Source organism: Pseudoalteromonas sp. APAL1, assembly GCF_021532475.1.
GTDB classification, from domain to species: Bacteria; Pseudomonadota; Gammaproteobacteria; order Enterobacterales; family Alteromonadaceae; genus Pseudoalteromonas; species Pseudoalteromonas lipolytica_C.
The window spans coordinates 39,424-58,144 of sequence record NZ_JAKGAW010000009.1; the positions used below are offsets into that span (position 1 = coordinate 39,424).

The 18,721-nt window shown below is 41.3% G+C and carries 19 protein-coding genes; 15 read left to right on the forward strand and 4 right to left on the reverse strand.

The annotated features are described in order from the left end of the window. The first annotated feature begins 6 nt into the window (after nucleotides 1-6). The 13 genes from L1264_RS06295 to L1264_RS06355 all read left to right on the forward strand — a co-directional run bounded on the left by L1264_RS06295 (nucleotide 7) and on the right by L1264_RS06355 (nucleotide 12,064). Nucleotides 7-756: an SURF1 family protein gene (locus tag L1264_RS06295; protein ID WP_199527102.1), complete on the forward strand. Its 750-nt coding sequence runs from the start codon at nucleotides 7-9 to the stop codon at nucleotides 754-756. Next, the gene (locus tag L1264_RS06300; protein WP_138558524.1) at nucleotides 737-1,231 is read left to right on the forward strand and encodes a transmembrane cytochrome oxidase associated protein; all 495 of its coding nucleotides are present in this window, start codon (nucleotides 737-739) and stop codon (nucleotides 1,229-1,231) included. The genes L1264_RS06295 and L1264_RS06300 overlap by 20 nt, the downstream gene beginning before the upstream one ends. Nucleotides 1,232-1,251: 20 nt before the next feature. Further along, the gene (locus tag L1264_RS06305; RefSeq protein ID WP_135922906.1) at nucleotides 1,252-2,241 is read left to right on the forward strand and encodes a COX15/CtaA family protein; all 990 of its coding nucleotides are present in this window, start codon (nucleotides 1,252-1,254) and stop codon (nucleotides 2,239-2,241) included. Between the two features lie 9 nt (nucleotides 2,242-2,250). Beyond that, nucleotides 2,251-3,159 (forward strand): heme o synthase, encoded by a 909-nt coding sequence (gene cyoE / locus L1264_RS06310; protein ID WP_199527103.1) that lies wholly within the window; start codon nucleotides 2,251-2,253, stop codon nucleotides 3,157-3,159. After that, on the forward strand, nucleotides 3,156-3,773 hold the full coding sequence (locus L1264_RS06315; protein WP_199527104.1) for an SCO family protein: 618 nt from the start codon (nucleotides 3,156-3,158) through the stop codon (nucleotides 3,771-3,773). Before cyoE ends, L1264_RS06315 begins: the two co-directional genes overlap by 4 nt. Before the next feature lie 168 nt (nucleotides 3,774-3,941). Beyond that, nucleotides 3,942-4,214, forward strand: coding sequence for an STAS domain-containing protein (locus L1264_RS06320; protein WP_135922903.1), 273 nt, complete (start codon nucleotides 3,942-3,944; stop codon nucleotides 4,212-4,214). A 9-nt stretch (nucleotides 4,215-4,223) separates the two neighbouring features. Continuing rightward, complete coding sequence (locus tag L1264_RS06325) at nucleotides 4,224-4,586, forward strand: response regulator (RefSeq protein ID WP_135922902.1); 363 nt, start codon at nucleotides 4,224-4,226, stop codon at nucleotides 4,584-4,586. Between the two features lie 15 nt (nucleotides 4,587-4,601). Further along, nucleotides 4,602-6,680 carry a chemotaxis protein CheA gene (locus L1264_RS06330; protein ID WP_235403806.1) on the forward strand — a complete coding sequence of 693 codons (2,079 nt, stop codon included), beginning with the start codon at nucleotides 4,602-4,604 and terminating at the stop codon, nucleotides 6,678-6,680. Further along, the gene (locus L1264_RS06335) at nucleotides 6,677-7,162 is read left to right on the forward strand and encodes a chemotaxis protein CheW (protein ID WP_135922900.1); all 486 of its coding nucleotides are present in this window, start codon (nucleotides 6,677-6,679) and stop codon (nucleotides 7,160-7,162) included. The genes L1264_RS06330 and L1264_RS06335 overlap by 4 nt, the downstream gene beginning before the upstream one ends. 29 nt (nucleotides 7,163-7,191) lie before the next feature. Next, entirely contained in the window at nucleotides 7,192-9,519 is a 2,328-nt protein-coding gene (locus tag L1264_RS06340; RefSeq protein WP_199527106.1) for a methyl-accepting chemotaxis protein, read from the forward strand. A gap of 72 nt (nucleotides 9,520-9,591) precedes the next feature. Next, nucleotides 9,592-10,410, forward strand: a complete 819-nt coding sequence (locus L1264_RS06345; RefSeq protein ID WP_199527107.1) for a CheR family methyltransferase — start codon at nucleotides 9,592-9,594, stop codon at nucleotides 10,408-10,410. Next, entirely contained in the window at nucleotides 10,407-11,024 is a 618-nt protein-coding gene (gene cheD, locus L1264_RS06350) for a chemoreceptor glutamine deamidase CheD (RefSeq protein ID WP_135922897.1), read from the forward strand. Before L1264_RS06345 ends, cheD begins: the two co-directional genes overlap by 4 nt. 8 nt (nucleotides 11,025-11,032) lie before the next feature. Further along, entirely contained in the window at nucleotides 11,033-12,064 is a 1,032-nt protein-coding gene (locus L1264_RS06355) for a protein-glutamate methylesterase/protein-glutamine glutaminase (RefSeq protein WP_235403807.1), read from the forward strand. Here L1264_RS06355 and L1264_RS06360 read toward each other — a convergent pair. Then, the gene (locus L1264_RS06360) at nucleotides 12,054-13,085 is read right to left on the reverse strand and encodes a polysaccharide deacetylase family protein (RefSeq protein ID WP_235403808.1); all 1,032 of its coding nucleotides are present in this window, start codon (nucleotides 13,083-13,085) and stop codon (nucleotides 12,054-12,056) included. The genes L1264_RS06355 and L1264_RS06360 overlap by 11 nt on opposite strands. On the opposite strand from L1264_RS06360, the gene dinF reads away from it, so the two are divergent. After that, nucleotides 13,062-14,396: an MATE family efflux transporter DinF gene (dinF, locus tag L1264_RS06365; RefSeq protein ID WP_135922895.1), complete on the forward strand. Its 1,335-nt coding sequence runs from the start codon at nucleotides 13,062-13,064 to the stop codon at nucleotides 14,394-14,396. The two genes, L1264_RS06360 and dinF, sit on opposite strands and share 24 nt — an antisense overlap. A gap of 1 nt (nucleotide 14,397) precedes the next feature. On the opposite strand, the gene L1264_RS06370 is transcribed toward dinF, so the two are convergent. After that, nucleotides 14,398-14,667 (reverse strand): hypothetical protein, encoded by a 270-nt coding sequence (locus L1264_RS06370; RefSeq protein WP_199527108.1) that lies wholly within the window; start codon nucleotides 14,665-14,667, stop codon nucleotides 14,398-14,400. 14 nt (nucleotides 14,668-14,681) lie between these two features. Continuing rightward, a complete protein-coding gene (nfuA, locus tag L1264_RS06375) occupies nucleotides 14,682-15,257 on the reverse strand; it encodes a Fe-S biogenesis protein NfuA (protein ID WP_063702428.1) in 576 nt (191 codons plus the stop codon). Between the two features lie 144 nt (nucleotides 15,258-15,401). On the opposite strand from nfuA, the gene L1264_RS06380 reads away from it, so the two are divergent. After that, nucleotides 15,402-17,951, forward strand: a complete 2,550-nt coding sequence (locus L1264_RS06380) for a M14 metallopeptidase family protein (RefSeq protein WP_199527109.1) — start codon at nucleotides 15,402-15,404, stop codon at nucleotides 17,949-17,951. Nucleotides 17,952-17,957: 6 nt separating this feature from the next. Here the strand turns inward: L1264_RS06380 and L1264_RS06385 are convergent, their stop codons facing one another. Continuing rightward, complete coding sequence (locus L1264_RS06385) at nucleotides 17,958-18,665, reverse strand: ComF family protein (protein ID WP_199527110.1); 708 nt, start codon at nucleotides 18,663-18,665, stop codon at nucleotides 17,958-17,960. Nucleotides 18,666-18,721: the final 56 nt, after the last annotated feature.

An 18,721-nucleotide genomic window follows, 5' to 3' on the forward strand; every position in this document is an offset into this window, starting at 1 on the left:
TTCCAAATGCAGTTAATTTTATGGCGTAAACAAAAGCTTAGCTCAATTATCGCAATTTGCGTTGTGGTTATTGCAATGCTTATTTGTTTACGACTAAGCGTTTGGCAATACCAGCGAGGCGAGCAAAAACAGCAGCAACTAAGCCAGTTAGCCGTTTCGAAAGAGCAAGGAGTTTTGAGCTGGCAAGAGCTGCAAAATTTACCTAGAGAGCTGAATAAAACGGGCTTGCAAGTCAAGGTCTCTGGCGAGGTAAATAAAGAGCAGTACTGGTTACTTGATAATCAAATTTATCAGGGGCAAGTGGGCTATGACTTACTAGTCGCGATGACAATTGCAGGTGAAACCGCACCTTTAATCGTTAACTTTGGTTGGCTAAAAGCTCCAACAAACCGTAACCAGTTGCCAACCGTTGTGTGGCCAGAATCAACAAGGCTTACGGCCACAGTGCAATTGAAACAAGGCAACTTACAAGGTTTTACACTTGCCGATGATATTGGTGCAGAGCAAGGCTGGCCCAAGCGCATTCAAGGCATCGATTTAGCAATTTTTAGTGCTCAATTAGCAAAGCCCTTACAAGGCTTTATTGGTTATCGCAATGAAGCAGATGGTATAGCAACCCCGCATTATCAGAGTGTTGTGATGGGACCAGATAAACATTACGCCTATGCCGTGCAGTGGTTATTAATTGGCTTGGCTTGTGTGGTTATTGCTTTTTTTGCGATGAGAAGGAGAGGTTATGAAAATAAACCCGCTTAGTTTATTCGTTTTATGCTGCTTTGTGCCGCTGGCACTTGCTTATGCAGCATTAAAGCTTGAGTGGTTACCGAGTGGTTCGAGTAATCATGGTGAGCTTTTAAGTGAAGAAGTGAAACTAGCTGATTGGCAACAAGGCGAGCCTAAACAATGGACTATTGCGCTCAATTATCCAAAAGAGTGCAGTGAAGTGTGTGAAAACCAATTAGCAAGTTTAGACAACCTATACGTCGCTTTAGGGAAAAATCAGCAAAAAGTAGATGTGGCGGTACTGACGAATCAACAGCAGGTATCGGCTAATTGGCGTCAATTAGCAGTAAGTCCAGCGCTCAAAGCGGGAGACTTATATTTGGTTGATCACATGGGCTTGGTGGTTTTGCATTACCCCTATACGGCTGAGCCCGAACAAAACAGACTTATTCAAAAAGGCTTACTTAAAGATTTAAAAAAACTACTTAACTATGCGCGTTCAAGTTAAACCTCATTAAGGGGATAAAGATGTATAAAAATTATAAATATTTAGTCTTAATTACGGTTTTCTTTTCTATTTTGGTTGTTGGGCTCGGTGCTTATACACGGCTTAGTGATGCAGGGCTTGGTTGTCCTGATTGGCCAGGGTGCTATGGGTTTTTGACTGTACCAAAACATGAAACTGCTCTGTTACATGTTGAACAAAACTACCCTGATATGATGTTTGAGGCAGCAAAAGCCTGGAAAGAGATGATCCATCGCTATTTTGCTGGTGCCCTTGGTCTACTGATTCTAGCTTTGTTTGTTTTTGCATGGTTAAAACGTCAATATCCAAATACGCCAGTTAAACTGCCATTAGCGCTATTACTGCTGGTGATTTTCCAGGCTGCATTAGGCATGTGGACAGTCACCATGAATTTACAACCCTTGGTCGTAATGGGGCATTTGCTAGGCGGCTTTAGTATTCTATCCTTGCTTTTTCTTCTTTATTTACGGCTAACAACAAAGCCGATCGCAGGAGGTGATGCAGGAGCAAGACCATATTATCGCTTAGCGCTTGTTGGTTTAGTGGTTTTGGTTTTACAAATCGCATTAGGCGGTTGGTTGGCTGCAAACTATGCAGCTCCTCATTGTAATGGCTTACCTTTATGTAGCTACGGACAACCGTTTTCGTTAAAGAGTGTGTTTCAGCTTCCACTTGAACATAGCACTTACGAGTATGGTGTGCTGTCACAACAGGCTCGTATGTCGATTCACTTACTGCATCGCATTTGGGCGTTAGTCACTTGTGTGGTGCTAGCGCTTATTATGTGGCGTATATATTCACAGAGTTTTTCCAGAAAAATTAAGCATTGTACAGTAACAGTATTAGTCGCCTTATTGTGCCAAATCTGTCTCGGCCTTGCTGTTGTGCATTGGCACTTTCCATTAAGTGTAGCGCTTGCTCATAACCTGATGGCTGCACTGTTATTGTTGAGCATGGTACGTCTGTGCTTTCATTTAAAAGCAAGAACTTAGGAGGCTATTATGGCGATATTATTAAGCACAGAGAAGTCGTTAATAAGTCAATCAACAGAGCGATTGAAGGATTATCTTGCCATTAGTAAGTTTAAAGTTGTTGCTATGCTCGTTTTAACAGCATGGGTCGGTTTAGCGCTTGCCCCTGATATGGGGCGAGGGTTGTTTGTTCAATTAGCCAGTTTGCTTGGAATTGGCCTGTTATCTGCGGCAGCAGCGGTGATAAATCATGTTGTAGATAGTGAAATTGATAGCAAAATGGCACGAACCCGTCATCGCCCTGTTGCTAAAGGACGTTTAAGTAAGCAGCATGCGCTGAGTTTTGCTGCGATAATTGGCTCACTTGGTTTCACTATGCTCATAGTCTGGGCAAATACATTAACTGCCGTGCTAACTTTATTTGCACTGGTTGGTTATGCCTTTATTTATACCTCTTTTTTAAAGCGAGCAACACCGCAGAATATTGTGATTGGTGGCTTAGCTGGCGCGATGCCACCGTTATTGGGCTGGGTGTCTGAAACAGGTCACATGGCAGCAGCGCCTTGGCTGTTGGTAATGATTATTTTTACTTGGACACCGCCGCACTTTTGGGCACTCGCGATTGCTCGAAAAAGCGATTATGAACGGGCAAAAATTCCAATGCTGCCTGTGACTCATGGTATTGAATTTTGTAAAACCTGCGTTGTAGCTTATTCAATATTGTTAGCCTTGGTCTGCGTATTACCATACTTGATTGGAATGTCGGGAGTAATTTACTTACTTGCGGCATGTGGCTTGAATACGGTGTTTATTTACAAAGCGCTGAAACTAAAAATTGCCCCTAAAGATGACACCGCAATGGATTTATTTCGTTTTTCAATTGTCCATTTAATGCTACTCTTCATCGCCTTATTTATTGATAAATGGTTAGTTTTATGACTCGAATAGGCGTTTTTTTGTGTTTGAGTGCGGTATTGTTTGTAACCGGTTGTGGTAAAAGCAACACCGCTCCTGAGGTCGAAGCACTGGTGTATGAGCAAGCAAAGCCGATTAGTCCGTTTTTATTAACCGATCAACATGGTGAGCCCGCTGATAACAGCCAGTTTATGGGACATTGGAATTTAGTCTTTTTAGGCTACACCAGTTGCCCAGATATTTGCCCAATGACATTGGCAAAGTTAACAGCAGTACAAAAGCAGTTAAGCCAAGATTACCAAGTGCAAGTGTGGTTTGTAGCTGTTGATCCAAAGCGCGATACCACTGAAAAACGAAAAGCCTATATTGATTATTTTAACCCTGAGTTTCTTGCTGTATCAGGCCCCCATAAGCAACTTTTCCCATTTGTTAGGGAGCTTGGATTAATTTACGCAATTAATGATAGTGATGAGCAGGAATATGCAGTTGACCACAGTGCCTCTGTGGTGATGGTTGATGCAAACGGCGCCGTTCGGGCTATTTTTAAGCCTGAGTTTAAGGCTGGTAGTGTGCCATTAATCAACGCCACGACATTGACTGAAGAGTTCCGAAAAATTGCAGATTATTACGTAAATTGATTTTTTTAATATTTTGTAAAAGTTTGCTCGAAAGAAAAGCTTTATTTTTTGCAATAAATGTCTAAGCTACTAAAAAATTTTACTATTTTTTGATTCAAATTATGGCATTTTCATTAACTAGGACTAAGCTTTTGTTATGAGTTGCTTTGAACGGGGAAAGTATTAAGAATGTTAAAGCTCCCTACAGAATTAGCTATTACTCAGGTCGAGTCATTACATCAAGATTTACTGCATGAATTATCTGCAAACGATGATATCTGTCTTGATATTAGTGAGGTTACTCGGGCTGACACGGCGTCGGTTCAGCTGTTATGTGCGTTACAAAAACATTTACTCTCTGTGCATCATAAAATTATATGGGTGGGCGAGAGCGAGCCATTGCAGCAGGCAATAAATAGTTTGGGTTTAGGCCATTATCTTGTGCTTGAAAATGCCAATTAAGAGGTTTATATGAAAAGAATTTTAGCAGTTGATGATTCAGCATCTATGCGCCAAATGGTTGGCTTTACGCTTAAAAAGGCAGGGTTTGATGTAACGGAAGCAAAAGATGGTAGTGAGGCATTAAGTATTGCCAAACAGCAAGGCTTTGATGCTGTTATTTCCGACGTTAACATGCCGGTAATGGATGGTATTACACTGATTCGCGAGTTACGTAGCTTACCTAACTATAAGTTTACGCCATTGCTAATGCTCACCACTGAGTCAGGTTTAGACAAAAAAACAGAAGGTAAAGCAGCGGGTGCTACTGGGTGGATTGTTAAACCTTTTAACCCAGAGCAATTGTTAGCGGTATTGAAAAAAGTGATTCGCTAACAATAGGAGCGAGGCATGAGTATAGATCTAAGCCAATTTTTTGAAGTGTTCTTCGAAGAAAGCTTTGAAGGACTTGATGCGATGGAAGCTGAGTTATTAAACTTGGTTCCCGGCGAAGAAGATCAGGAAACTATAAATACCATTTTCCGTGCCGCGCATTCAATTAAAGGAGGTAGTGGTACTTTTGGTTTTAGTGCTGTTGCAGATTTTACTCATGTCCTAGAAACTCTGTTAGATCAAATACGTGAAGGTACACGAGACTTAACAGCGGAACATGTTAATTTACTCCTAAAGTCAGTCGATTGTTTACGTGCATTACTCAGAGCCTTACAAGCTGAACAACAACCAGATTTAGCGGAAGCGGATGAACTTCGAATAAAATTTGAAGAAATCCTTGGTATGCGTGCAGCGAGTCAGGCATCGGAACAAGTCGAAGAAACAGTTGCCGAAAGTAGCTTTAATACTTACCAAATCGACTTTAAACCTCATCATCATTTATTCAAAACGGGTAATGAACCTCTTTATATGATCAGCGAGTTAGCTGAACTTGGTGAGCTTGAAACACATGCTTTTCAAGATGGTATCCCCGATATTACTAATTACGCACCAGAAGATTGCTTTTTAGCCTGGCGATTCTTTTTAACCACAGACAAAGAGCGAAGCAGTATTGAAGAAATCTTTGAGTGGGTCGAAGATGATGCCGATATCACTATTACACTGTGCGGGGGCTTGTTTGGTGCTGAGGTAGAGCCATCATCAGCAAGTGAGCCGGCAAAGGAAACGAACACCAACACAGTTGAACCGATTGCTAAAGCAAGTACTGATGCTAAAAAAGCGGCGCCAGTAAAAACGGCGACTGCAAATGCAGAGTCAACGTCTATACGGGTTGGTATCGACAAAGTTGATTCACTCATCAATATGGTGGGTGAGTTAGTAATCACACAAGCTATGTTAAGCCAGCTTGGTGAGCAGGAGATAACCGAAGCAACGATCGCCTCGTTGCAAGAAGGTTTGGCTCAATTGGCACATAACACACGTGATTTACAAGAAAACGTCATGCGTATTCGCATGTTACCGATTAGTTTTGTATTTAGTCGCTTTCCGCGCTTGGTTCGAGATATCTCACAAAAGCTTGATAAACAGGTTGAATTGAAATTACTTGGTGAACAAACCGAGCTTGATAAAACAGTGATGGAAAAGCTGTCTGATCCTATGGTCCACCTCGTAAGAAACTCTCTTGATCATGGCTTAGAAACCGTAGATAAACGTGTTGCGGCAGGTAAGGATCCTGTTGGTACAGTGACACTTAATGCGTTTCATCAAGGTGGTAATATTGTGATTGAGATTATGGATGATGGACAAGGCCTAAATACTACCAAAATACGTGAAAAAGCGATTAAAAATGGTCTGATCTCAGAATCAGATGATTTATCTGACAATGAAGTTAATGAGCTTATATTTTTACCTGGCTTTTCCACCGCAGATCAAGTGAGTGATTTGTCTGGCCGTGGTGTGGGTATGGATGTTGTACGTCGCAATATTGAAGCACTGAGTGGCTCTGTTGAAGTGTCATCTGCCCCAGGTGTTGGTTCAACCTTTACAATTCGCTTGCCATTGACGTTAGCAATTCTCGATGGGCAATTAGTACGTGTTGCCGAGCACACTTATATTATTCCGCTGATTTCGATTATCGAGTCACTGCAAATAGATATCACAAAAGTTAGCCGAGTTGGGAAAGATCTCGACGTATTGCGCTTACGTGATGAATACATTCCTATTTTACGGTTGTACAACATATTTAATCACCAAGGAGCGATTGAAACGTTGGATAAGACCTTGCTGGTGGTTGTAGAAAGCGATAACCAAAAAGTGGGCTTGTTAGTTGATGACTTATTGTCGCAACAACAAGTCGTTATAAAAAGTTTAGAGGCTAATTATCAAAAAGTAGATGGTGTCTCAGGGGCAACAATTTTGGGCGATGGTCGAGTTTCATTAATTGTGGATATTAGTGGCTTAATTAAATTGTCAGGACTGAGAAAACCTGGCAGCCAAGAATTAATCATCGAGTCAAAAGCGAATTTGGAGGCATCATGATAGCACAGCACGATGACCTGCATAACAAGCTTAATTTAGAACAAAATCAAGATGTAAAACAGTTTCTAACTTTCTTTATGGCTGAAGAAGAGTACGGAGTTGATATTTTAACGGTGCAAGAAATTCGCAGTTGGGAAGAGATCACTGTAATCCCTAATTCCCCTGATTTTGTTAAAGGGGTAATCAATTTGCGCGGCACCATAGTGCCTATTATCGATTTGCGACTTCGTTTTGGTATTCCAGCCATTGAGTATGGGCCATTGACTGTTGTTATTGTTTTAAAAGTAAAGTTAGAAAACGCGAGTAAAATTATGGGCATCGTTGTCGATGCTGTTTCGGATGTCTATAGCATTGCTGAGCATGAAGCTAAAGCGGTGCCGCATTTGTCAGACTCAGATAATGCGCAATATGTTGCGGGTTTGGTCAATGTGGGTGAGAAAATGGTTGCGCTATTGGACCTACAAAAAACAATGGACATTTAACTGGGTAGATTAACAAGAAGGTGAAGGGTATGGGTTGGTTTAGCAGTCCTAAAAATGTTGAGTCGAGCAATGATTTAATTGTTACGGCACTAAACAAGTCGCTTGCAGTAATTGAATTTCAGCCGACAGGATCGATTATCACAGCCAATGCTAATTTTTTAAGCGTAATGGGCTATCGACTTGAAGAAATTCAGGGACAACATCATGCTATATTTGTCGCTGATGATGAATCAAAAAGCCCTGAGTACCAGCAGTTTTGGCAGCGCTTACGAAACGGTGAATTTATTTCTGACGAATTCAAACGTTTTGGTAAAGGTGGCAAAGAAATCTGGATTCAAGCCACATATAACCCGATTATTGATGGTAACGGCAATGTCATCAAAGTCATCAAATTTGCAACCGATATCTCCGCACAGAAAGAGTTAGAAAAACAATCGAAACGTGATGCTGATCTGTCTAATGCATTACGAGTATGCCAAGCGAATGTGATGATTGCCGATAACGATCTAAAAATTATATTCGTGAATGAGCAAGTAAAACAAATGCTACAAGCACGCGAGTCGACCTTACAGACAGTGCTGCCAAGCTTTTCAGTGGCTAACTTAATCGGTACATGTGTTGACGATTTTCATAAACAGCCAAGCCATCAACGTGAGTTATTGAAATCATTAAAAGAACCTTATAAAACAACGTTACGTTTGGCTGGTCTTATTTTTAGCCTGATTGCAACGCCTTGGTTAAGTGCATCAGGTAAGCGTTTAGGAACAATTGTTGAATGGCAAGATATCACTGATCGAGTGAATAAAGCCGAAGCTGAAAAACGTGAAGCGGAAGAGAATTTGCGCGTACGTCGTGCACTTGACCGTGTAGCTACTAACACTATGATTGCAGACTCTGGGAATAACATCATTTATATGAACGAGGCCGTTCTTAATATGATGAAAATCGCAGAAAGTGATTTACGGAAAGACTTGCCGAATTTCAACAGCAATAATTTGATTGGTCAAAATATTGATGTATTTCACAAAAGTCCGGCACATCAACGCAACATGCTAGCTAAATTAAGCAGTACTTACAGTACGGAAATTCAAGTCGGTGGTCGCACCTTTGGTTTGGTTGCGAACCCTATTTTCACTCCTGAAAATGAGCGTATTGGTACTGTTGTTGAGTGGGAAGATAGAACGGCTGAAGTCGCGATTGAAAAAGAGATTGCGGGTCTTGTTTCTGCTGCAGGTAAAGGTGACTTAGAAGCTCGTGTTGAAGAGACGGGTAAACAAGGCTTCTTCTTACGGTTAGCGCAAGGTTTAAATAGCCTTGTAAGCATTGTTGATGATGCAGTTAAAGATACAGGCAATATGCTTGATGCCATGGCGAATGGTGACTTATCAAAACGTATTGAGCAAGACTATCAAGGTTCATTTGAGAAGTTAAAACGTGATGCAAATGCCACGGCTGATAAGCTTACTGAAGTGATTAATCGCATTAATACCTCAGCAACTCTGGTTGCAAGTGGCGCAGAAGAAATCTCACAAGGTAATGCTGATTTAAGTCAACGAACTGAAGAGCAAGCTTCATCACTTGAAGAAACAGCATCTAGTATGGAAGAGATGACCAGTACGGTTCGCCAAAATGCGGATAACGCAAAAGAAGTGAACGAGCTGGCAGAAGAAACACGCACGAAAGCACAAAAAGGCGGTGAAGTTGTAAACCGTGCTGTAGTGAGTATGTCTGCAATTAACGAATCAAGTAAGAAAATTGCAGATATCATTAGTGTTATTGATGAAATCGCTTTCCAAACAAATTTACTCGCATTGAATGCTGCTGTTGAAGCTGCACGTGCAGGTGAGCAAGGTCGAGGCTTCGCAGTTGTTGCAGGTGAAGTTCGTAATCTAGCGCAGCGCTCTGCAGCGGCTGCAAAAGAAATTAAAGAATTGATCCGAGACAGTGTTGGAAAAGTTGAAGACGGTACATTACTCGTTAATGAGTCAGGTTCAACATTACAAGAAATTGTTACAGCGGTGCAACGAGTGACTGCGATGATTTCTGATATTGCTCAAGCATCAGAAGAGCAAAGCTCTGGCATTGAGCAAGTTAATAAAGCAATTACACAAATGGACGAGATGACTCAGCAAAATGCTGCTTTAGTTGAGCAAGCATCTGCGGCAGGGGAATCAATGGCAGAACAAGCAAATGACATGCGACGCTTATTAAACTTCTTCTCGTTATCAAAAGAAGAGGTAGATGTCTCGAGTCGAGTAAGTGCAGCACCTGCGGCTAAGCAATCGAACTCGCCTGTACGTCCAGCACCGAAAGGCAATAACTTTGTTGACCCTAGCGATGAGTGGGAAGAGTTCTAATACTCTTCCCTATTAACAGAAAAAAACTAGGTTATGTAGTGTATCTAATGTCTAGGCTGCAGGGTCAAAAACATGAAAGAGTTTTTATTAACAGATAGTGACTTTAAAGCTATTTCGTCGCAAGTTTATGATGCTTGTGGCATTGTTTTGGCCGAACATAAGCGCGAGATGGTTTACTCGCGCTTAGCCAGACGAATTCGACATCATAAACTAAAAAGCTTTAAAGAATATTTAGACTTTCTTGAAGAAAATAAAGAACGAGAGTTTAGCGAGTTTATTAATGCGATAACTACTAATCTAACGTCTTTTTTTCGTGAGCCTCATCACTTTAACTACTTAAAAAACACCATTGTTCCAAAACTACTTGTGAGTAATGCTAAGCATAAACGTGTACGTGTTTGGTCTGCTGGGTGTTCAACGGGGGAAGAGCCATACACTATTGCAATGACATTAAGTGGTTTGTTTCCTTCTGATTGGGATGTGAAAATACTAGCCACTGATCTTGACTCGAACGTATTAGCCAAAGCTCAAGCGGGAACATACACAGCGTCGAATGTTAATGGTTTAGAGAAAGCTCAACTAAAGCGCTGGTTTTTAAAAAGTCATGATGGGCAGTTATACAAAGTTAAGCCAGAGCTAAAAAAAAACATATTTTTCAAAAGGTTAAATTTACTTCAAGGTTGGCCAATGAAGGGACCATTTGATGTTATTTTTTGCCGAAACGTGGTTATCTATTTTGATAAACCAACAAAAGATACGCTGTTCAAGCGTTATTATGACCTACTGACCGACTCAGGCCATTTATTCCTGGGGCATTCGGAAACACTGGGTAAGGATCACAAAGAGTTTAAGAATTTAGGCCAGACGATTTATCTAAAAGGTGGTCTATGAGCAATCATTTTAAACCTGTGTTACCTGGTTTCGAGCATGTTAAACGATTTTGGGATAACCAGAGACAAAAAGTGGTCGCAAAGGTTTTGCCTGGCGAGTTTTATGTATCAAAAACAGATGAACTGATTACCACGGTGCTTGGTTCATGTATTGCCGCATGTATTTATGATGAAGGACTCGGCATAGGTGGCATGAATCACTTTATGTTGCCAATGGAAAAAGGGGTCGACCCAGCGAATGCACATAGCTTAAATTGTCGCTATGGTAACTGGGCAATGGAGTATCTGATCAATGAAATCTTGAAAAATGGTGCTTCAAAACGTAATTTAAAAGTCAAACTGTTCGGTGGCGGTAAAATTATTCGCTCAATGACAGACATAGGAGTAGGCAATATTCGTTTTGCAAATGCCTATATACTTGAGGAAGGATTAGATTTAGTATCTCATGATGTGGGTGGCCCTTGGCCTCGAAAAGTATTATTTAATCCACAAACAGGTTCAGCGCAGGTGAAAAAAATGCGTGAATTACATTCTGATAAGCTTGAAAAACGTGAAATTAAATACTTACACGATATTGAGCATCAAGATGCTGAAACGAATATTGAATTATTTTAGGAGCGCATATGATCAAAGTACTCATTGTTGATGATTCTGCTTTGATCCGTGGTTTGCTCAAGGAAGTACTGGAACAAGCCGATGATATTCAGGTTGTTGGTGTTGCAGAAGATCCTTATCAGGCACGAGATTCTATTAAACGGCTAAATCCTGATGTATTAACACTTGATATAGAAATGCCAAAAATGGATGGGTTGAGTTTTTTAAAAAACTTAATGCGCCTACGTCCTATGCCTGTTGTGATGATCTCTACCCTAACTCAAAAAGGCTCGCCAATTACACTTGAAGCACTAGAGATTGGTGCGGTCGACTTTATTGCAAAACCAACTGCAAATGTATCAGAAAATATTCAACGCTACGCTCACTTATTACACCAAAAAGTACGCACAGCGGCTTCTGCCAGAGTACGTACCTTTAAAGCGCAAAAGGTGGAAGATGATAAATCTTTAACTTCTTTGCAGTTTAAACAGAATGCTGTTTTGGCAATTGGCGCTTCAACAGGGGGAACCGAAGCAATTAAAGAAGTGTTGGTTCGTATGCCAGAAAATTGCCCACCCATAGTGATCACTCAGCATATTCCGCCGGTATTTAGTACCTCATTTGCGATGCGTATGGATCGAACGTGTAAAATTAACGTCAAAGAAGCTGAACAGGGTGATAAATTAAAGCCGGGTTGGGCTTATATTGCACCGGGCGATCAGCATTTAAGTGTTGTTAAAAAAGGCAGCGCTCTATATTGCCAACTCGATGCTAATGAGCTGGTAAATCGCCATCGTCCAGCTGTCGATGTGTTGTTTAATTCACTTGTTATAGCTTGCCCTAAAGTAACTGTTGCAGCATTGCTAACCGGTATGGGAAGTGATGGCGCTCAAGGCTTACTGGCGTTAAAACAAGCGGGTGCTTATACAATTGCACAAGATGAATTGTCGTCAGTGGTGTGGGGAATGCCAAAAGCCGCAGTGGAGCTCAATGCGGCTCATGAAGTTGTGCGCCTTGATAAAGTGACGGCACAAATGCTGAAACAGGCTATTACTGCGTGATAACCCAAGGTTGTGAGAACCAATAATAGCTGCTTTTTTTCGCGATTGAAGGGGCTGTGCAGTTAAAGCGAGAGCGACCTTTTTTCAGTTTTTCAGGTGAGGTGATCTTAACCGTATCTTTGCTAAGCCAAGCTAAATCTGCTTGGCCAATACCTGAAACATAACAAGCAAACTGACTTTTATGAAAATCTTGCATATCAAATTGCATCGTTAAACTAGGTGGGTTTTCGTCTGTCACACTATCTGAGTAGGTAAGCTGTTTGATAGTGAATGCTTGCGAGTCGAGTTTAGTGGCAAGCGTATCAAGCTTTGAATAAAAACCTGATGCCGGAAAACGTGGTAATCGAGTAAAGTCAGAATGGATCCCTACAGCACCCGAATGCTGACCTATACCAACAAACCCGAGTGATTTAACTAACTGCTGTAATGAATTATTAAACTCGCCATAAGGGTAAGCAAGGTATTTATAATCATGACCAATTTCTTCTTTTATGCGCTGCTGGGCAGATAGAATGTCGTTCTTAGTACGCGCAAGCCATGCTTGCTCAGTTTCGTCTGGCTGTTTGCGATGCAAGTAATTATGAGTTTGCGTGTGGTTGCTAATTAAGGCGCCTTTACTTGATAGCTCTTTTAGCTGTTGCCACGTCATCACATAGCTTTTGCCTTCATCAATAAGTTCAGGGTTTACGAAAATAGTATACGGATAGTCAAACTTTTCTAAGATAGGAGCAGCTTCTTCGTAATTGTTTTTATAGCCATCATCGAAGGTAATCGCGACAGTTTTATCTGTTAAAGGGTGTCCCGCTTGTAACGAGGTGATGAGGTCATTTAATGGAATAACTTTGAAGTTATTGTCTTTTAAATATTGCATGTGTTCAGTGAATGTTTCGCTGCTGACACTGGTTACCGCAGGAAGGCTTTCACTGACGTGATGATACTGTAGAATGACTGCGCCATGGGCACGCAAAGATAAACCTAACAGGACTGCAAATACTACATGAAACATTTTCTTAAACGTCATAAGGCACACCATAAAAGTTTACTGTTATTAGCCGGTCCGATGATTTTATCAAATATTACCGTGCCAATGTTAGGTTTAGTTGATACTGCTGTAATCGGTCATCTAGGAAGCGCTCACTATTTGGCTGGTATAGCACTCGGTTCAGCAGTTATCTCGTTATTATTTTGGCTAGCAGGCTTTTTACGCATGAGTACCACAGGTTTGGTTGCACAGGCCTATGGAAAACACGATCACAGCTTACTTGCTGAGCTATTAAAGCGCAGCTTGCTACTAGCAACAGCGGTTGCGCTGCTATTAATAGCGCTGAGTATACCTATTCAATCCTTAATGGCATATTTATCAAATGCCAATGAAGCTGTTTTAGAACAAGCAAATAGCTATTTTTCGATTCGTATTTTTAGTGCACCTGCCGCCTTATGTAATTTGGTGTTACTTGGTTGGATGTTAGGAGTGCATTATGGCCGGGGGCCATTTTATTTATTACTTATTACCAACATAACCAATATCGTGCTTGATATTTATTTTGTAGTGTTTCTTGATTGGGGCGTTGCAGGAGCTGCGTGGGCATCTTTAATTGCTGATTATATTGCACTTGCTTTTGCACTTATGTTAGTTGCACAACTAGCTAAAAAACAAGGTGTTAACCTTGCTGTGAAAGACTGGTTAAGTGTTGCTAAGTTACTTGATTTAGTAAGCTTAAATCGCGATATTTTTATTCGCTCATTAGCACTCCAGCTATGTTTTAGCTTTATGACTTTTTATGGCGCACGGATCGGCGAAACAACCTTAGCGGCTAATGCCGTATTGCTAAACTTTTTAATGTTGGTGAGCTTTGCACTAGATGGTATTGCTTATGCGAGTGAGGCAAAGGTCGGCAAGGCTAAAGGTGAGCACAGCGCTAAGCAGATTCAATTATGGGTTAACTTGAGCTTGTTTTGGGGCGGGTTATTTGCGCTGTTTTATAGCCTTATATTTTTACTATTTGGCGAGGCTATTATTCGCTTACTTACCGATGTTCCAGAAGTTATTGAAATGGCAACCGATTACTTGCCTTGGGTAATTATATTGCCTATTGCGGCGATGGGGTGTTTCTTATTTGATGGCGTATTTGTGGGGTTAACCCGTGCCAAAGACATGCGTAACACTATGCTATTTAGTGCTGTAGTGGGCTTTTTCGGGCTGTTTTGGTTAGTGAGTAGCTGGCAAAATCATGGTTTATGGTTTGCGATGACCAGCTTCATGCTAATGCGCGGATTAACTCTTTGGTTTCGCTACCGTAAAATTGTCAACAACCAGCAATTATTAGAGTAAATTATTTCCACAAATCGGGGTCATGATCTTTTGGGGATGAGCGTTCTAAAACTTGCGCAAACCGGTTGGCAAAAATGCCTAGGTAACCCCAACCAGCAAAGAATAAAGCTATTGCTAATACGACTAAGCCGATTAATTGAAAAAATGCGGGTCCATAGTAGCCTATGACAATAAAAATCACGGCTAGCACAAAGAGTGCTAGGCCGCGAAGAAAGCGTTTTAAGCTTAACTTGGGGTCGCTACCTAAGCGAAATACCCACTTTTTAAGCATGCTTTAGAGACCGGTTAGTAGTAAGAATGCTCACCAGATTGGTGATCAGTGATGTCTCTTACACCATTTATTTCATCAAACTTGGCAATCATTTCTTTTTCGATGCCTTCTTTTAGTGTGACATCAATCATTGAACAACCGTTACAGCCACCGCCAAATTGCAGTACTGCAATGCCATCAGCAGTAATTTCTACTAGGCTAACTTGGCCGCCGTGGTTAGCGAGCTGTGGGTTCACTTCAGTTTCAAGCATGTGTTGTACACGCTCTTGTAATGACGCATCATCGCTAAGTTTACGTGCTTTTGCATTTGGTGCTTTAAGTGTTAACTGAGTACCCATTTTGTCAGTTACAAAATCGATTTCAGCTTCTTCTAAGAAAGGGGCACTTTCAGCATCAACAATGGCATCAAAACCATTAAATGGTAGACGAATATCAGTCGCTTCAACGGCGTCTTCAGGGCAGTAAGAAACACCACACTCAGCCTGCGAAGTACCTGGATTTACAACAAAAACACGAATGTTAGTTTGTTCAGCTTGGTCTGCTAAAAGTTTAGCAAAATGAGATTGTGCAGATTCAGAAATAGAGATCATAAAACGGACTATACTTGACTAAATTACTCGGATACTGCCTATCATACTCCGCTCATCGTGTTGTCGCCAGTGTTGAGCGTAAAAAGTTGCATCTATTTTATCGAATGGTAGCGTTAAAACATCAAATAATTATGGGTGCTATCTATGCGTTTTATAATAACAATATTAACTATGCTAGTGAGCGTTAGCGCATTAGCAAAACCTCTTTCTTATTACTTTGAACAAGATGTGAAATTTGACCCAAATATTCCTACCCCTGAGCAGGTACTAGGTTATGAGGTGGGTGAGTGGCATGTGCGACATGATCAGCTTGTGCAATATATGCAAATTCTGGCCGAAAAAAGTGACCGAATGAACTTTAAAGTAATTGGTCGCACTCACGAGCAACGTCCGCTGGTAATGTTAACGATTACTGCACCAGACAAGCTAGGCCAAGTTGAATCTATTCGTAAAGCTCATTTAGCGCGTTTAAATGGTGGTGCTACAGACTCAAGCAAACAGCCTGCGGTTGTTTGGATGGGTTACAGCGTACATGGCAATGAATCATCAGGTAGCAATGCATCGCTATTGGTTGCCTATTACTTGGCCGCTGCACAAGGGCCAGAAATTGACACCTTACTGAATAACACGGTTATTTTGCTCGACCCATCATTAAACCCTGATGGCTTAGCGCGTTTTGCAAATTGGGCAAACAGCAACCGTGGTATGAAGTTGTCATCAGATCCACAAACTCGCGAGCATATTGAAAGCTGGCCAAGCAGTCGTACTAACCATTACTTGTTTGATTTAAACCGTGATTGGTTATTGCTGCAACACCCTGAATCACGTGCACGTATCGCACAATTTCACCAGTGGAAGCCAAATATTCTGACTGACTTCCACGAAATGGGCCCGAATAGCACGTATTTTTTTCAGCCAGGGATCCCAACTCGTAAACACCCAATCACGCCTGAAGAAAACGTTACGCTGACTAAAGCAATTGCAAATTATCATGCAAAGACACTTGATGAGCATAATGCGCTTTACTTCACTGAAGAAAGCTTTGATGACTTTTACTATGGTAAAGGCTCAACTTACCCAGACGTAAATGGCGGTGTAGGTATTTTATTTGAACAAGCAAGCTCACGTGGTCACTTACAAGAAACCATCAACGGCCCGTTAAGTTTTCCGTTTACGATTAAAAATCAGTTATTAACTAGCTTGTCGACGTTCCAAGCGGCGATTGATAACCGTACTGACTTACTTGATTATCAAGCCAAATTTTACAACAAAGCGATAGATCTTGCTGGCGATGAAGACTTCAAAGGTTATGTTGTTAAAGGTGGTGCTGATACGAGTCGCATGCAGTACTTCCTTGATTTATTGAAGCAGCATCAAATTAATGCGTATGTGCTCGAAGAGCCGTTAAAAGTAAATGGTCAAAGCTTTTCTGAAAAAAGTTACTATGTGCCATTAGCACAGCCGCAATTTCGTTTAATTAAAGCGATTTTTAGTGAGCAACAGCGTTTTGTCGATAACACGTTTTATGATGTATCTGGCTGGACTCTTGCGCATGCTTTCAATCTAGAGTTTGCAAAAGTAAGCAGCAATTGGGGCTTAAATGTTGCTAAAGAGCCTTGGCAACAGCCTGTAAAATCAAGCTATGCAGCATTACCACAAAGCTATGCTTATGCATTCAAATGGGATGATTATTTAGCGCCAAAAATGCTTAATAGCTTACTCGAACAAGGTGTCAAAGCGCGTGTGGCATTAAGCCCACTCACAGCAAAAACGCCTATGGGTGAGGTTGCTTTTGAGCCTGGAAGTATCCTTGTGCCTGCAGGTCTGCAAACAGATAGCAACTGGGTTAGCTATTTAAACCAAGCACAAAACGAGTTTGGCATTGAAATTACACCAATTAGTTCAGGCTTAACGGTGAAAGGTGCTGACTTGGGCTCTCGTTCAATGGCGGTAGTGAAAGCGCCGAAAGTGCTATTAGTCGGTGGTGAAGGGAGCAGCCAGTATGAGCTTGGCGAGGTATGGTATTACCTAGACCGTTTCGTTGGCACAGCGCCAAGCATTGTTGAAATGCAACGTCTTGATGATATTGATCTCGAAAACTACAGCCATATCATTTTAGCGCACGGTAATTACAATCGTCTTGATGATGCAACGAAAGTGGCAATTAAGTCGTGGGTTCGTAAAGGCGGAGTTATTTGGGGACACAAAGGCGGAGCTAAGTTCCTAGCCGATCAACAATTATTAAAAGCTAATTACTTATCTCGTCGTGATGTAGCCAGCGCCTTTGATACAACAGGGCTTACCTATGCTGATAAAGATGACCTCGCTGGTCGTCAGCGTATTGCGGGTGCAATTTTTAATACCTCAGTGGACTTATCTCACCCTCTGACGTATTCGCTGAACCGTAATACATTACCTGTATTTAAGAATAGCACTTGGTTACTTGAGAAATCAGACGCACCTTTTGTTAACGTACTTACTTACACAGACAAGCCGCTTTTAGCTGGCTTTACTGATGACGTAAACGTGGAGCAAGTAGCGGGTGCAGCAGGACTGATTGCACACTCATACGGTAAGGGTAGTGTCATTGGTATGACTGATAACCCAGTGTTTCGTGGTTACTGGTACGGCACTAGTCGCTTACTGAGCAATGCATTATTTTTTGGTAACGCATTCTATGCCTCAGCTGACTAACCACCTTTAATGTGCACCTAACGGAGTTAAGCAGGTAAGCATAGCCCACACCTGTTTAGCTCCGGCTTCTTTAATGACCTTAGTCGCTGCATTTAAAGTTGCGCCAGAGGTCATCACATCATCAATGATTGCCACGGTTTTTGCAGACAAATCCTGCTGGCAAATAAACGCACCCTTTAAGTTTTTAATTCTGTTCGTTTTACTGAGCTTTGATTGTGCTTTTGTAGCTTTTAGCTTTTGAAGAGGCGAAATAATAGGCTCATTTTGTCTCTGGAGTACAGGCAACCATGTTTGACTGACTTGGTTGAAGCCACGGGTTAAAAATCGCTGTTTATGTAAGGGCATTATAATAAAAGCGTCTGGCCAGTGGATATTTACTTTGCGAGCAACTGCAAGTTGCTGGCTAATGATTTGTTGTAGAGCAATCTTATAATACTGTTGGTCATTAAATTTTAACTGCTTTAACCATTGATTTAAGGGCGCTTGGTACCAAGCGCAGGCAATTAAGTGGTCAAGCTGACAGTCAGGAAAAGCATCACAGACATCAGGCCTGTGTAACAGGTTTGGGTGGCGTTCTAAATCAAATAAGCTTAGATCTTGCAAACAATAACTACATAAAGCATGGTTAGGATTAATATGGCTGTTACAGCCAATACAAAAGTTTGGAAATAACGTGTCTAAACCTAGTTTTAAAGCATGGGTTAAACGAGACATTGCATTCATTCCTTTAAACGCTATCATGAGCGCTAAGTGTGGTCTGGAATGATGAA

What these genes read in the sequence shown, in the direction of transcription:
- L1264_RS06355 (WP_235403807.1), top strand. Translation starts at nt 11,033, where the DNA reads ATGATCAAAGTACTCATTGTTGATGATTCTGCTTTGATCCGTGGTTTG.
- cheD (WP_135922897.1), top strand. Translation starts at nt 10,407, where the DNA reads ATGAGCAATCATTTTAAACCTGTGTTACCTGGTTTCGAGCATGTTAAA.
- L1264_RS06385 (WP_199527110.1), bottom strand. Translation starts at nt 18,665, where the DNA reads ATGTCTCGTTTAACCCATGCTTTAAAACTAGGTTTAGACACGTTATTT.
- L1264_RS06295 (WP_199527102.1), top strand. Translation starts at nt 7, where the DNA reads ATGCAGTTAATTTTATGGCGTAAACAAAAGCTTAGCTCAATTATCGCA.
- L1264_RS06300 (WP_138558524.1), top strand. Translation starts at nt 737, where the DNA reads ATGAAAATAAACCCGCTTAGTTTATTCGTTTTATGCTGCTTTGTGCCG.
- L1264_RS06345 (WP_199527107.1), top strand. Translation starts at nt 9,592, where the DNA reads ATGAAAGAGTTTTTATTAACAGATAGTGACTTTAAAGCTATTTCGTCG.
- L1264_RS06340 (WP_199527106.1), top strand. Translation starts at nt 7,192, where the DNA reads ATGGGTTGGTTTAGCAGTCCTAAAAATGTTGAGTCGAGCAATGATTTA.
- nfuA (WP_063702428.1), bottom strand. Translation starts at nt 15,257, where the DNA reads ATGATCTCTATTTCTGAATCTGCACAATCTCATTTTGCTAAACTTTTA.
- L1264_RS06335 (WP_135922900.1), top strand. Translation starts at nt 6,677, where the DNA reads ATGATAGCACAGCACGATGACCTGCATAACAAGCTTAATTTAGAACAA.
- L1264_RS06330 (WP_235403806.1), top strand. Translation starts at nt 4,602, where the DNA reads ATGAGTATAGATCTAAGCCAATTTTTTGAAGTGTTCTTCGAAGAAAGC.
- L1264_RS06380 (WP_199527109.1), top strand. Translation starts at nt 15,402, where the DNA reads ATGCGTTTTATAATAACAATATTAACTATGCTAGTGAGCGTTAGCGCA.
- L1264_RS06320 (WP_135922903.1), top strand. Translation starts at nt 3,942, where the DNA reads ATGTTAAAGCTCCCTACAGAATTAGCTATTACTCAGGTCGAGTCATTA.
- cyoE (WP_199527103.1), top strand. Translation starts at nt 2,251, where the DNA reads ATGGCGATATTATTAAGCACAGAGAAGTCGTTAATAAGTCAATCAACA.
- L1264_RS06370 (WP_199527108.1), bottom strand. Translation starts at nt 14,667, where the DNA reads ATGCTTAAAAAGTGGGTATTTCGCTTAGGTAGCGACCCCAAGTTAAGC.
- L1264_RS06325 (WP_135922902.1), top strand. Translation starts at nt 4,224, where the DNA reads ATGAAAAGAATTTTAGCAGTTGATGATTCAGCATCTATGCGCCAAATG.
- L1264_RS06360 (WP_235403808.1), bottom strand. Translation starts at nt 13,085, where the DNA reads ATGACGTTTAAGAAAATGTTTCATGTAGTATTTGCAGTCCTGTTAGGT.
- L1264_RS06305 (WP_135922906.1), top strand. Translation starts at nt 1,252, where the DNA reads ATGTATAAAAATTATAAATATTTAGTCTTAATTACGGTTTTCTTTTCT.
- L1264_RS06315 (WP_199527104.1), top strand. Translation starts at nt 3,156, where the DNA reads ATGACTCGAATAGGCGTTTTTTTGTGTTTGAGTGCGGTATTGTTTGTA.
- dinF (WP_135922895.1), top strand. Translation starts at nt 13,062, where the DNA reads ATGAAACATTTTCTTAAACGTCATAAGGCACACCATAAAAGTTTACTG.